At 61.4% G+C, this 13,926-nt stretch carries 11 protein-coding genes; 3 read left to right on the plus strand and 8 right to left on the minus strand.

The genetic code is table 11. The annotated features are described in order from the left end of the window. Window positions 1-673: 673 nt before the first annotated feature. The gene (locus AC1D35_RS32165; RefSeq protein WP_477941896.1) at window positions 674-1,693 is read right to left on the minus strand and encodes a 1-aminocyclopropane-1-carboxylate deaminase/D-cysteine desulfhydrase; all 1,020 of its coding nucleotides are present in this window, start codon (window positions 1,691-1,693) and stop codon (window positions 674-676) included. A 165-nt stretch (window positions 1,694-1,858) separates the two neighbouring features. Between AC1D35_RS32165 and AC1D35_RS32170 the strand changes: the two genes are divergently transcribed. Further along, window positions 1,859-3,694, plus strand: a complete 1,836-nt coding sequence (locus AC1D35_RS32170) for an ABC transporter ATP-binding protein (protein ID WP_477941898.1) — start codon at window positions 1,859-1,861, stop codon at window positions 3,692-3,694. 84 nt (window positions 3,695-3,778) lie between these two features. Here the strand turns inward: AC1D35_RS32170 and AC1D35_RS32175 are convergent, their stop codons facing one another. Genes AC1D35_RS32175 through AC1D35_RS32200 form a run of 6 tightly spaced genes read right to left on the minus strand, consistent with a single transcriptional unit; the run spans window position 3,779 to window position 10,219 of the window. Next, window positions 3,779-4,600 (minus strand): sulfurtransferase, encoded by an 822-nt coding sequence (locus tag AC1D35_RS32175; protein WP_477854895.1) that lies wholly within the window; start codon window positions 4,598-4,600, stop codon window positions 3,779-3,781. Between the two features lie 26 nt (window positions 4,601-4,626). Further along, entirely contained in the window at window positions 4,627-5,610 is a 984-nt protein-coding gene (locus AC1D35_RS32180) for a hypothetical protein (RefSeq protein WP_477941901.1), read from the minus strand. Then, on the minus strand, window positions 5,607-6,962 hold the full coding sequence (locus tag AC1D35_RS32185; protein ID WP_477854897.1) for a M20 family metallopeptidase: 1,356 nt from the start codon (window positions 6,960-6,962) through the stop codon (window positions 5,607-5,609). The genes AC1D35_RS32180 and AC1D35_RS32185 overlap by 4 nt, the downstream gene beginning before the upstream one ends. After that, complete coding sequence (locus tag AC1D35_RS32190; RefSeq protein ID WP_113295935.1) at window positions 6,959-7,879, minus strand: ABC transporter permease; 921 nt, start codon at window positions 7,877-7,879, stop codon at window positions 6,959-6,961. Before AC1D35_RS32190 ends, AC1D35_RS32185 begins: the two co-directional genes overlap by 4 nt. Before the next feature lie 5 nt (window positions 7,880-7,884). Beyond that, window positions 7,885-8,724: an ABC transporter permease gene (locus AC1D35_RS32195; RefSeq protein ID WP_113309937.1), complete on the minus strand. Its 840-nt coding sequence runs from the start codon at window positions 8,722-8,724 to the stop codon at window positions 7,885-7,887. A 7-nt stretch (window positions 8,725-8,731) separates the two neighbouring features. Further along, window positions 8,732-10,219 carry an ABC transporter substrate-binding protein gene (locus AC1D35_RS32200; protein WP_477941903.1) on the minus strand — a complete coding sequence of 496 codons (1,488 nt, stop codon included), beginning with the start codon at window positions 10,217-10,219 and terminating at the stop codon, window positions 8,732-8,734. A gap of 215 nt (window positions 10,220-10,434) precedes the next feature. Here AC1D35_RS32200 and AC1D35_RS32205 point away from each other — a divergent pair, with 215 nt between their 5' ends. Beyond that, window positions 10,435-11,085 (plus strand): FCD domain-containing protein, encoded by a 651-nt coding sequence (locus tag AC1D35_RS32205; RefSeq protein WP_477941909.1) that lies wholly within the window; start codon window positions 10,435-10,437, stop codon window positions 11,083-11,085. Continuing rightward, the gene (locus AC1D35_RS32210; RefSeq protein WP_477941905.1) at window positions 11,082-13,394 is read left to right on the plus strand and encodes a molybdopterin guanine dinucleotide-containing S/N-oxide reductase; all 2,313 of its coding nucleotides are present in this window, start codon (window positions 11,082-11,084) and stop codon (window positions 13,392-13,394) included. Before AC1D35_RS32205 ends, AC1D35_RS32210 begins: the two co-directional genes overlap by 4 nt. A 113-nt stretch (window positions 13,395-13,507) precedes the next feature. Here AC1D35_RS32210 and AC1D35_RS32215 read toward each other — a convergent pair. Beyond that, a partial coding sequence (locus tag AC1D35_RS32215) for a substrate-binding domain-containing protein (protein ID WP_477941907.1) occupies window positions 13,508-13,926 on the minus strand: 419 nt, incomplete at its 5' end.

A 13,926-nucleotide genomic window follows, 5' to 3' on the forward strand; every position in this document is an offset into this window, starting at 1 on the left:
CGATCTTTTCGACTTGCCGTTCTTGCATGGGTGCAGTGCAACATAAGCAATAGTAAGTGGTTCGTAGTCGGCGTACAGATAACCGCATCGAAGCGATGCATCTCCTCCCGCAGAGCTTCGAGTTTCAGACGGCCCACTCCTCCTCCCAGGGTCGTCTGTATGAACAGCGGCACTCCTCCTCCCAGTCGCTGTTCAATTCTTTTCGAAAGCCTGCCGCACCTCCTCCCGCGGCAGGCCTTTTCGTTTTGGGCTATTCTCCCGAAGGTCAAGATTGAGTTGCAGTCGACATACGCTGCCTTCGAGGTTCGCGTCCGTCAGCAAAAGAGCGAGGGGCGCTCTAGTTGAGCAAATTTGCAGGAGGTTGTTCTCCTTCAGCGGGTTCTGAAAGAAGCTCGCAAATTTGCATCCAAGCACGCCCGCTATCTTTCCCAGGGAGCCAATCCCGAGGTTGCTTCYGTTCGATCTGAGAGATCGAGACCCTCTCTAAGTTAGCTTCCAGTGCAAGACGCTCCTGTGAGAGGCGGCGCGACCCCAACTTACGCGCATTCCAAGTGACCTGGGCTTCTGCCTACCGCTGCCCCCATAGGCAGCGGCGAGATTGGAACGGTTCGTGCAAAGTATGCAAGAGCCGCGCGCTGTGGTCTCTCTGATCAGGCTGTGGTCATGACGTCTGTCATAAGCCTGATAGTCTCGTCTGGATATCGTTTGTAAGCAGGCCCGCATAGGGGTAGAGCGCTGGCGAGCCGCCGCAATGAATGAAGAGGACGTGTGAGCCTTTTGCGATCGAGCCGTTCTCGACGCATCCGATGATGCCGGCGACAGCCTTGCCGGTATAAACTGGGTCGAGCAGCATGCCCTCGCGGTTACCGGCGAGCTTGATCGCCGCGTTGCCGGCTTCCGACGGGATGGAATAACCAGGGCCGATATAGTCGTTCTCGATGCGGATTTTGTCAGCGGTCCAGCGCTTGTCGAAGCCCAGCAGTTCGGCGCCAGCGTTGGCCATGACGGCGATACGCTCGCTGAAGGGAACGGCGCTGCCGGTGACCGCAATGCCGACGACTTCGGCCTTTGGCATGAACATGGCGCAGCCGATATGCAGGCCGGCCAGCGTGCCGCCCGAGCCGACGGGGGCGACGATATAGTCCGGCGCCGGGGTGCCGGCGGCGCGATACTGTTCGGCAAGTTCCTTGACCGCATTGACATAACCCATCGCGCCAAGCGCAGAGGCGCCGCCGAGCGGAATGATATAGGCCTTTTCGCTGCGCGCCTCGGCCTGGTCGGCGTGGTACTTCATGCGCGGATTGATCTCGGTGAAATAGGCATCCGGATCCAGGAAGTCGATTTCGGCGCCGAACAGATGGTCGAGAAGCAGGTTGCCCTGGTAGAGATCCGGGCGGTTGCCGCGCAGAACGAGGATCGGCTTCATGCCGTATTTGCGGGCGGCCGCGGCCGTCATGCGGGCATGGTTGGACTGGTGGCCACCGGTCGTGATCAGCACCTTGATGCCCTGCGAGACCGCATCAGCCATCAGATATTCCAGCTTGCGGACCTTGTTGCCGCCACCGCCGAAGCCGGTGAAGTCGTCACGCTTGACCGACAGGGAGATCCCCAGCTCGGCGCTGAGGCGCTCCAGTTTCTCGATCGGGGTCGGCAGGAAGCCAAGGGAAAGGCGGGGGATCTCTTCAAGCTTCATGAATTCGCTTCTTCCATTCTCACCCGCAGAAATCCCGCGGGCGATTTACTGACATCGATATATCATATATCCTGTATCCACGGTGGCAAGGCGCTTTTATTTGTGGCATGCAACATGGGCAGGCGGTGAGGGTGTCACCGCTCCGGAGTTCGAAAGGATCGGCGCATGGCAGAGACAGTGATCAGCGTTTCCAGCCTGAAGACCTCTTTTCGCCGGAAGGGTCTGTGGCTGCCGGTGGTGCGTGACGTCTCGTTCGACGTCGCCGCCGGTGAGACGGTGGCGCTGGTCGGTGAATCCGGCTCCGGCAAGAGCGTGACCGCCATGTCGATCATGCAGCTCTATGAGCGGCATGCCTGCCGCATCGAAGGTTCCGTCAGGCTGGAAGGCCAGGAACTGCTCGGCCTGCCGGAACGGAACATGCGCGACATCAGAGGCAATCGCATCGCGATGATCTTCCAGGAGCCGATGACGAGCCTCAATCCGTCACTGAGGATCGGGGACCAGATTTCCGAAGTGCTGGTAGCCCATCGTGGCCTCTCCTTCTCGAATGCGGCGAAGGAAGCGCTCGGCCTGATGGAAAAGGTGCGCATTCCCTCCGCCGCCAGGCGCATGCAGGAATATCCGCACCAGCTTTCCGGCGGCATGCGTCAGCGCATCATGATCGCGATGGCACTTGCCTGCCGTCCCAAACTGCTGATCGCCGACGAACCGACGACGGCGCTCGATGTGACGATCCAGGCGCAGATTCTTGAACTCATCAAGCTCCTGCAGGAGGAAGAGGACATGGGCGTGCTCTTCATCACCCATGACATGGGCGTGGTCGCGGAAATCGCCGACCGCACCATTGTCATGTACAAGGGCGAGGCGATCGAACGCGGCCAGACGGAAAACATCTTCGCCGAGCCCCAGCGCGCCTATACCAAGGCACTGCTCTCTGCCGTACCGAAGCTCGGGTCCATGAACGGCGCCTCCGGCCCGGCGCGCTTTCCGCTGATCGACGTGGAAAGCGGCGCTCCGGTCGAGATGCCGCCGGTCGAGGATACCGTTTCGGCAAAGCCGGTGCCGCTGATGCAGGTCCGCGATCTCGTGGCACGGTTTGACATTGGCGGCGGTTTCCTGGGTTCCACCTCCGGCCGGGTGCATGCCGTCGAAAACATCTCCTTTGACCTGAAGGCCGGCGAGACGCTGGCGCTGGTCGGCGAAAGCGGCTGCGGCAAGTCGACCACCGGCCGCACGATCATGCGGCTGCTCGATGCCAATTCCGGCTCGGTCAAGCTCGATGGCAGGGAGATCCTCGGCCTCACCGGCCGGGAAATGCGCGACATGCGCCGGCATATCCAGATGATATTCCAGGACCCGTTCGCCAGCCTCAATCCGCGTATCGAAGTGGGTGACGCGATCGCCGAACCGCTGCTGGCGCATGGCATCGCATCGGGCAGGCGCGACGCGCGTGAGCGGGTTGCCGACCTGATGGTCAAGGTCGGGCTGCAGCCGGACATGGCTTCCCGCTTCCCGCACGAATTCTCCGGCGGCCAGCGGCAGCGCCTCTGCATCGCCCGGGCGCTCGCAATGGCGCCGCAGATCATCGTCGCCGACGAAGCGGTCTCCGCACTCGACGTGTCGATCAAGGCGCAGGTCATCAACCTGATGCTCGACCTGCAGGAAAACCTCGGCCTCGCCTATCTCTTCATCTCCCACGACATGGCCGTGGTGGAGCGGATGAGCCATCGGGTGGCGGTCATGTATCTCGGCGAGATCGTCGAGATCGGCCCGCGCCGGGCGATCTTCGAGAACCCGCAGCATCCCTACACAAAACGACTTCTGGCCGCCGTACCGATCCCGGACCCGACGCGGCGCGGCATCCGCCGCGGGCTGAGCAACGATGAGATCAAGAGCCCTGTCCGGCCGCTCTCCTACGCGCCGCCGAAGCGCGATCATATCGAGGTCTCGCCGGGGCACCGGGTACWGGCCTGGGGCGACGAGTGGGGCACCGCGGCGTAAATTCTCCGGGCGGAGGATTTGACGCGATAACGGCCGCAGAACTGGTTGAAACCATCAGGGTCCAGGACTGGCCTCAAGCTAGCCTCAGACCTCCTCGGCCTGGCCGATCTCGATCGGCAGCGCCGCATTGCCGGCCCATTCGTGCCAGGAACCGGTATAGATCTTCACCTTGTCGTAGCCGGCGAGCCTGAGGCCATAAAGCGCCGTGGCGGCGCGGGCGCCACGATGACAATAGGTGATGACCTCGCGTTCCGGCGAAAGCCCCGCTGCTTTGGCAATCGCACGGATCTCGGCGGCGGAACGGTATCTGCCGTCCTGCAATAGATCCTCGTAGAAGGCGAAATGCGAATGCGGGATGCGGCCGGGCCTGGCGCAGCAGGGATGGACGAAAGTGCCTTCGAACTCGGTGCGGCGGCGCGTGTCGAAGACGTCGGCGCCATCGGCCTCATGGGCCAGGACCTGCTCCGTGGACGCGACGAGCTCGCGGCGGAACGGTATAGCCGATGGTTTGGCCTGGCGGATCGCATCCGCAGCGCCGGTTCCCGGCGCGGTCTCGCCGCCGGCGGCTTTCCAGGCCTGGATGCCGCCGTCGAGGATCAGCCCACCTTCCAGACCGACGAGTTCGTGGAACCAGAGGCCACGCGGCGAGATCATGCCGGTCTGTTCTTCGAAGAACACCGGGAAGCAGTTCTTGCCGAGGCCGAGCCGTTCGAAAGCGCCGCGCCCGCCGGCGGCCATGCCGGCAATACCGGCTTCGTCGCTCTCGGGTATGAAGTAGTCGTAGACGTTGAGGCTCACTGCCCCCGGCAGCGTCTCCTCGCGCCAGTCCGCCTCCGGGCGGACGTCCACCGGCACGAGTTTTCCTTGCGGCAATTGCGACATGAGTTCCGCGGCAGTGATGATCATGGCCGGATCCTTTCAGGGAATGCGTATCAGACGGAAGGCAGCACGGCGCCTATATTCAAGTCGGCCGCACGGTGCAGCAGGCGGGCGGCGAAGGCGATGTCGAAGACGTTGAGGCCGAAGCTGGAAAAATAGAGCGACGCGCCGGCAGATGGTTGCCAGCCGTCCAGAAGGATAGCTGGCAGATCTGCTGCCACGCTGTGGGGGCTGAACTCCCCCGCGCGATACATTTGAAACAGGCTCTTGGCGCTCTTCTCGGCAAAGTCGCCCCAGAGATCGACGGCGACGATATCCGTCGCCGCGATCGTTTCGAACAGAACCTCATGGAAGCCGATCTGCATGATCAGCCGGCCGGGCCGGACTGCCGACGCACCGATGAAGGGGGTTGGCGCCGAGGTGCAGGAGATCACAACGTCAGCCTCGCCCAGCGCCTCGTCGAGATCGTCATGTGCGAGGATACGCGTGGCACCCGGTGTCACCTGATCCAGCAACCGGTCGAGATGGGCTTTCGTGCGGTTCCAGAGATGGATCTCCCGGAGGAAAGGGTACAGCTGCAGCAGCATGTCCAGATGGGTTTCGGCATGGGCGCCGGCGCCGAGCAGTGTGACGGACGTTATCCCGCCCGGTTTCAGCGCCCGCATGGCGATGGCGGAAACGGCTGCCGTGCGCATGCGGGTCAGAAGCGCGCTTTCGACGCTGCCGACCGGCGCGCCGTCCGAGAGCCGGTTTATGATCGTAGTGCTGCTGATGCTCGGCAGGTCGCCTGTCGGCTCTGCTCGATGGACCGTCCATTTCAGGCCGGCTGCATCGTAGCGGCCACCGACGAAGGCCGGCAGGCTATAGGCCTTGTTGCGGGGATCGGCGCCAAGCGGCATGACACTTTCGGCAACCATGCCCGCCTGTCCGTCGCGCAGGAGCCTGATCGTTGCCTCGACGTCCTCGACGGCTGCCGCCCAGTCCAGGGCGCCGGCCTTGATCGCGTCCGCGCGGGAAAGGTGGAGGATGGTATTCACGGCGTAGTCTCCTCGGCTTCGTCGGCAACCAGATCGAGCCACAAGGCGATAGAGTCGATGAAGCGGCGGAAGCCCTCGAGTGTCATGAACTCATCGATGCCATGGGCATTGCCGCCACGGCCAGCACCGGCCAGCAGGAAAGATTTCGCATGGCGGGCAAAGGCGTAGGCCGGTGCTGCGCCGATTGCCCAGGGCCAGATCTGCGGGCGTGCAAACGCCGTCTTTTCGTAACTCTTCAGAAGCGGCCCGACACCTCGCGCATCGGCCGCGAAGCGGGAACCGGGATAGCTGTCGGCGACCGTCAGGACCGCGCCGGGGACCGCGTCGATTATCTCCCGATACCGGGCAAGAAAATCGGCGGGGTCGAGAGACGGTGGGGCACGGAGCTCGAAACTGGCTCGGGCACCGTAAGGTATGACGCCGTCGGAGCCCAGAGGCATGCTTTCAAGGCTGGAAATATTGAGGGAAGCGGTCGAAAGGACGTGCTCGAGCAAGGTGCGGCCATCGCCTTCCAGCGCGAAGCTTTCCGTTCTGCGGAAGCGCAGCTCGCCCGCAGGATCGAAGGTCGAGGCCAGTATCGCGACGACAGCCATCGCCTCCTCGTCTATCACGATCCTTGCAAGTTCGCCGGTCGGCGGCTTGCCGATCAGCGAAAGCACCTCGATCAATCGGCTGGCGGGATTGGCGATCCAGGGCGCGTTGCTGGAGTGGATTGCAGCCTTCGGCCCGCCCCAGGCACCGGATTCCACCTTTATTTCGCCCTTTGCGATGCCGGAGAAGCCGAGATAGATGCGCGGCGCTCCACCGCCATATTCGCAGAAGGACGGAAAGATTGCCGACACGCTCGGCCTTATCGGGCAGGCGGTGTCGGCGAGATAGTCACGCATCGCGCCGCTGCCGCTTTCCTCTTCGCCATCAACAAGGATTTCGACATTGACCCGAAGTTTTCCCGCATCGGCCAGCGCCTTGACGGCCAGAAGCATGCCGGCGAGCGGACCCTTGTTGTTCTCGGCCCCGCGGGCGACGAAGCTCTCACCGATGCCGGGCAGATCGACGATGCCGCCGCTGAACGGATCGACCGACCAGCCTGCCGGCGTCGCCGGCATCACGTCATACATGTTGTAGAGAATGACCGAGGCCTTGGCGCCGACATCGACGCGGGCGTGGATCACCGGCGGTCGGTTCCCCGACGGGTTGGAGCAGATGATCTCGGCGCCGAGCTGGTGCTGCAGCCAGCAGCGGATTTCGTCGGCCTGGGCGCGCAGTGCCCTGTCGTCGCCCTTGACCGAAGGGATGGCGCACCAGTCCTGCGTCAGTTGCAGCGCCTCGTCGACAGTCCAGTCGTCGATCATAGCCTTATCCTCGGGTTAAGCCAGACATAGGTGAGGTCGACCAGGAAGTTGACGACCACGAAGACGGCAGCGGCAAACAGCACGACGGCCTGCACGACGGGAAAGTCGCGGTTCTGGATGGCTTCGACGGCAAGCCGTCCGATGCCAGGCCAGGCGAAAATGATCTCGGTGATCAGAGCGCCGCCGAGCAGCGAGGCGAAATACATACCCTGAACAGTGATAACAGGGATCAGCGCGTTGCGCAGCGCATGGTGGACGATGATGCGCCAGGAGGAGATGCCCTTGGCGCGGGCGGTGCGAATGTAGTTCTCGCCCAGCACTTCGATGAGGCTGGCGCGCACGAGCCGGGTGATGGCACTCAGATAATAGGCGCCGAGCGCGATCGATGGCATGATCAACTGGGCGGCGCTGCCGATGCCGCTCGACGGCAGCCAGCGAAGCTTTAGCGAAAAGAAGATGATCAGCAGCAGTGCCAGCCAGAAGACCGGGATCGCTTGGCCGAGCAGCGAAATGATGCGGATTGCGAAATCGATGGCGCTGTTCTTGCGGATGGCAGCGATGGTTCCGAGCAGGAAGCCGAGCAGCGAACTCCAGACGAGAGCCACGCAGGCAAGCAACGCGGTGGCCGGCAGGCGTTCGATAAGGAGATCGAGCGCCGGGCGATGAAAGCGCAGCGAGCTGCCCAGCTCTCCCGTCACGGCACTTGCAAGGAAGCGACCATACTGGACCCAAATCGGATCGTTGAAGCCCATCGCCTGGCGGAAGGCCTCGATTTCTTCACGCGACGCGTCCGGCGACATCATCAGCGCAGCCGGATCGCCGGTGAGGAACAAGGCAAAGAAGACGATCGCCGAGACGCCGAACATGACGACGATGCCCTGAAGCACTCGTCCGGTGATGAAACTCAAGGTCTTCATGGTCTTCAAGCGTTCCTGCTGTCGGCACGTCGCACGAGCCAGTCGCCAATAAGATTGCAGCCGACCACCAATGCGCCAATGACGAGGCCCGGATAAAGCACCAGCCAATTGGCAAGCAGGATATAGGAGCGGCCTTCGCCGATCAGGTTGCCGAGGGTCGGGGTGGGTGGCTGCACGCCAAGGCCGAGAAAGCCGACGGAGGCTTCCAGGATGACCAACCTCGGCAGGTCGAGCGTCATCAGCACCGTCTGCGGCCCGACGATGTTCGGCAGCACATGGCGGAAGATGATGACCATGTCGGACAGGCCGATCGATCGCGAGGCATCGATATATTCCAGCTCGCGGATTTCCAGCGTCTTGGCGCGGGCGACGCGGGCGAAGACCGCCCAGCCGGTGACGCCAAGCACGACGACGAGATTGCCCATGCTCGGGCCGATCACCGCAACGATCAACAGGATGAGAAGAATGAAGGGAATGGCGAGCTGCACGTCGACAGCGCGCATGATGATGATGTCGAACCAGCCGCGATAATAACCGGCGATCATGCCGAGCGTCGTGCCGAGCACGACGGAGATCACCGATGCAGCGACGACGATCGATAGAGAGATGGCTGTACCGAGGCCGAGCCGGGCGAGAAGGTCTCGCCCGAGCTGGTCGGTTCCGAGCGGATGGAATTGCCCGCCGATAACCGAAAGTGGCGGCTTGAATGTCGCAGTCAAGGTTCCCCGTACTGCGTCGACCGGCCAGAGGAGCGGCACGAAGACGCAGAGCACCAGAACCGCGACCAGAAGGAACGTTGCGAACAGGGCATCCGCATTGTTCCGGACATTCCAGAACCGTGTCATGCTTGACTTACTGCTTCCTGATGTCGAAGACTGGGATACGGGCATCGGGGCGCCCTTCGAAGGTAACCGACTTCGCCTTACCGTACAGCGCGTCTTCTTGGTAAAGCGGGATCACCGGAGCCTGTTCGGCAGCGAGATCCTGGATCTGGGCCAAGACCGCTTCACGTTTGGCAGGATCGACGATCGAGCGGCTTTCGTCGAGCAACTTGTCGAGTTCCRGAATGGACGCCGTGGAATAGGGTTCACCCGTCTTGAAGATGGCGTAAACGGCCGCATCGGCATCCAGCGTCTGGGTCGAGCCCCAGCCCAGCATGAAGATCGGCCCCTTGCGCGGAACCTGCTGGACATAGACGGACCAGTCGAGGACTTCCTGTTCGACCTTGACGCCGATATCGCCGAACTGCTGGGCGATCGCCTGGGCGACTTCGCCGTCCTTCATGTAACGGTGAGTAGACTGCATCTTGATCGAGAAGCCGTTCGGGAAGCCAGCTTCGGCCAGCAGGGCCTTCGCCTTCTTCGGGTCATAGGGGGTCACTGGCAGATCTTTGTAGCCGAAGTCGGCCGCACCCACCTGCGTGCCGCGGGGCGATGCCATGCCCTGCAGGATGTTGGTGACGATCGATTGGCGGTCGATTGCGGCGTTCAGCGCCTGGCGGACCTTGACGTTGTCGAGCGGCTTTTCGCTCATCACGAGGCCGAGATAGATGGTCAGGCCGCCGTTCTTGACCTGCACGAGGTCGGCGTCCGGGCTTTCCTTGATTATCGGTGCGATATCGACAGGGACGTTTTCGATCAGGTCGACTTCACCGGTGAGCAGCGCGGTGATACGGGCAGTCCCATCAGGGATGGCGCGCCAGGTGACCTTGTCGATCGACGGTGCGCCACGCCAGTAATCCTTGTTGGCTTCCAGAATGACGTGCTGGTCGGGAACGAACTCGACGAACTTGTACGGGCCAGTGCCGACCGGCTTGCGGGCGAAGACGTCGTTTCCGACTTCCTTCACGTATTTCGGCGGCACGATATAGGCCGGATAGCGGCTCATTCGGGTCGGCAGAAGCGGATCCGCGCTCTTGGTCTTGATGCGAACGGTTAGCGGATCGACCACCGAGACGCTGTCGATCGTCCGGATATAGGAAACCGTGGGAGACTTGGCATTCGGATCGAGAACGCGGTCGAGGGTGAATTTCACGGCTTCGGCATCGAAGTCCTCGCCGTTGTGGAACTTAACGCCCTCGCGCAGCTTGAACTCCCAGGTCGTGTCGTCGATCGCCTTCCAGGAGGTCGCAAGCCCCGGGACGAGCTTCATATCCTTGTCGCGCATGACCAGCGTATCGAAGATGTTGTCGACGATCGTCGCGCTTTCCCGCAGGAAACCGGGGTCCATCGCCGTGGTGGAGGCGCCGCGTCCGACGACGAGATCGGCAGCGGCAGCGATTGCCGTGGTCAGGGGCAGCAGCATGGACGCCGCAAGTGCGAGGGCAGCAAGTCTTTTCATGGGGCCTTCACTTCCTTTGGAGTTCGTATTCATATCCGATTTCAGCCCCAGGCTTCCTACAGGGAAGGGCTGTTGATAGGTGAACGATATATGATATATCCTATCTGGACAAGATATAGGCAGTTTCGAATCCGTGGTAAAAAACGGGCAAATTTTCTACCTGCGAGGATGATGTGAGTACGGCTTTGTTCAATGTGGCTCCGCGAAAGAGCCTTGTGACACATGTCGAGGATGAGATCCGCATGGCTCTTATCGAAGGTCGGCTGGAGCCGGGGACACGGCTTGTCACAAAGGACCTGGCCGACTCGCTCGGAATGAGCATTACGCCGGTGCGTGAAGCGCTGGTGCGTTTCGCAGCCTCCGGCGTGCTGACGGCGGAACCTGCGCAATCATTTCGGGTGCCGACGATGACAGTGGCGCAATATCGCGAGATTTCCGAGATCCGCAAATCGGTCGAGGGCCTTGCTGCATTCAAGGCTGCAAGCCAGATCAGCGGCAAAGAGATTGCGCAGATGCGGGTTCTTCTAAAAAAATACCTGGCAGCGAAGACGGCGAAGGACCAGCATCTGGCCCTTGCCCTGAACAAGGAATTTCGCTTCGTACTTTATGCCTCGGCTCGCATGCCGACCCTTCTGGGTGTCATCGAAATGCTTTGGCTGAAGGCGGGCCCCGGCTTTAATTATCTCTATCCGGAAGCCCAGTCCGCTTCCGACGATCATCACAATTATGACGATCTGATGCAGGCTCTGCAGGAGAAGAGCGCAGAGGCGGCCCGCGCCGCGATCGAACATGCGATCTCCGACGGTGCGCGGATCGTCATAGAAGCATTGAGGCAGCGCGAAGCGCCATTAGCGGCGGCGAGATGATGGACCACGCAAAAAGCTCCAACATCAAGATCCGTACTGCTGCCCACTGGGGCGTCTACGAGATCACGCCCGAAGTCACCGGCGGGGTGTCGATCCGCGGTGCGGCGGAGGATGCCGATCCGTCTCCGATTGGCCTCCATATGGCATCAGAAACGCTGAAGTCGGTGCGGATTGCAAAGCCTTCGATCCGCAAAAGCTGGTTGCAAAGTGGACCGGGCGCCAACCCGCATTTGCGCGGCCGCGAACCTTTCGTCGAGGTGGAATGGGACGAGGCGCTCGATCTTCTGGCGCGCGAATTTCAGCGTATACGCGAAAATTTCGGCAATGAGGCTATCTTCGGAGGCTCTTATGGCTGGGCCAGCGCCGGTCGGTTTCACCACGCGCAAAGCCACGTGCACCGTTTCCTCAACCTGTTCGGCGGTTATGTCGGCAGCGTCGACAATTATAGTCTGGCGGCCGGGCGGGTAATCCTGCCGCACGCGATCGCATCGACCGAGATCCTTCTCGACCAACACACGTCATTCGACGTGATGGCGCAGCATACCGAGCTGTTCCTCACCTTCGGCGGCGTGCCGGTGAAGAATGCCCAGATGTCTGCCGGGGGCGCCGGGCGCCATCGCGTGACGGCCGGCATGAAGGCGATGAAAATGGCTGGTACGCGCTTTGTCAATGTCAGCCCGGTGTCTGATAACATGCCGGTTGACAGCGAATGGCTGGCTATCCGCCCGAACACGGACGTGGCGCTGATGCTGGCGCTTGCCTATGTGCTGGATGCCGAGAAACTTGCCGATTTCTCGTTCCTGCAAAGCCATTGCGTCGGCTATGATCGTTTCAGGCCCTATCTCCTCGGCGAGAACGACGGCATTGCCAAGTCCCCGGAATGGGCATCCGTAATCTGCGGTATCGATGCCCGACGGATCACCTCGCTGGCGAGGGAAATGGCGACGAGCCGGACGATGATCAACGTCTCATGGTCGCTGCAGCGCGCCGTGCATGGCGAACAGCCATTCTGGATGACGGTGACCTTGGCGGCCATGCTGGGCCAGATCGGCCTGCCCGGCGGCGGTTTTGGCGTTGGCTACGGCGCCTTGAATTCCGTAGGCCACGACAATCCCCGCTTCAAGTTCGGTGCTTTTCCGCAGGGGCGGAACCCGGTTTCCATTTTCATTCCGGTCGCGCGCATCACCGACATGCTGCTCAAGCCCGGTGACGGCTTCACCTATAATGGCAAGGCTTTTGTCTATCCCGATATCCGGCTGGTCTATTGGGCAGGCGGTAATCCGTTCCATCATCATCAGGATCTCAATCGCCTCTTGCAGGCTTGGCAGAAGCCCGAGACCATCGTCGTCAACGAACCCTACTGGACGCCGACGGCGAAGCTTGCCGACATTGTGCTGCCTGTTACCACTCCGCTGGAACGCAACGATATCGCATCCTCCGGCGGCGAAGACCTGATCGTTGCGATGAAAAAGGTCCAGGAGCCTTTCGGACAGGCACGCAATGATTTCGATATTTTCGACGATCTTTCCAAGCGGCTCGGCATCGACTACTCGGAAGGTCTCGATGAAAGCGGATGGATGAAGCGCATCTATGCACTGGGCCGCGACAACGCCGCCGCAAGGAGCATCGATTTGCCCGAGTTCAGCGATTTTTGGGAGACCGGCCTCGTCGATCTTGCGCCGCAGGCGAAGCCGGTCGTGATGTTGGAGGCCTTCCGCCACGCGCCGGACGACAATCCCGTCCCGACCCCCTCCGGCCGTATCGAGATTTTTTCTGAAACCGTTGACAGCTTTGCACTTGAAGATTGCCCTGGTCACCCGACCTGGTTCGAGCCACCGGAATGGCTGGGTGCGGCTTCGCGGGGCGACCAGGAACTGCACATGATTTCGGATCAGCCCGTGCGCCGACTACACAGCCAGTTGGACGCCAGCCCGCACAGCAAAGCAGGCAAGATCAAGGGCCGTGAGCCGATCTTCATGAATTCGGAGGACGCGCAGGCCCGAGGAATTATCGGAGGTGATCTCGTCGAGATCCACAATAAGCGCGGGCGGGTAATCTCTGGTGTGGTGATTTCTGACGCGATCATGCCAGGTGTTGTGAGGCTGTCGACAGGCGCATGGTTCGACATGGATCACGAGCGCGATCTGGAGCGGCACGGCAATCCCAATGCCTTGACCCTGGATACACCGTCATCATCACTATCACAGGGTTGCAGCGCGCAAACCTGCCTTGTTCAAGTTAGAAAGATTGACGTTGAACATGCCGGAGTCGTCGAGGCGTTTGCTCAGCCTCATTTCGAAGCGAGATGAAATGCAAGCACTCGTGAACACGATCCCCCAGGTCGCGGCCACATTCGCATGGGCCGCCATCGTCCCGGTTCTTCAGGACTTGGATCTGGAAAGATGTGGTCGCCTGAACAGGGTTAGGACGTGACATTGTTTCTCCCACAGCTCGCCCGGACGAGAAATTCATATGGCACGAGCTGAGGCCCAGAGACTTCGTGATCGTCGCTCATCTGGCGCAGCAGCGTTTGTGCTCCCAGGAATCCGAGCCGCCGGCGTGGCACGGAAATCGTCGTCAACGCCGGACTGAAGGCTTCGCCAACCGGATGGTTGTCGAAGCCCATAAAGGCGACTTGGTCGGGCACCTTTATCCCGTGTTCCCTGGAGACCTGGATGGCGCCGAAGGCAAGCTCGTCGCTGGCGCACAGAATTGCATCGGGTAGATCACGTCTGCCGAGGATTGTGCGCATGGCATCACGCCCTGCCGCAATATCGAAGGAGCAGAGATGTTGCACGTCGGCGCGTTCTCCGAGGCCCGCCTGCTGCATCGCCATTCGAT

Source organism: Rhizobium sp. P1_E6, assembly GCF_056405875.1.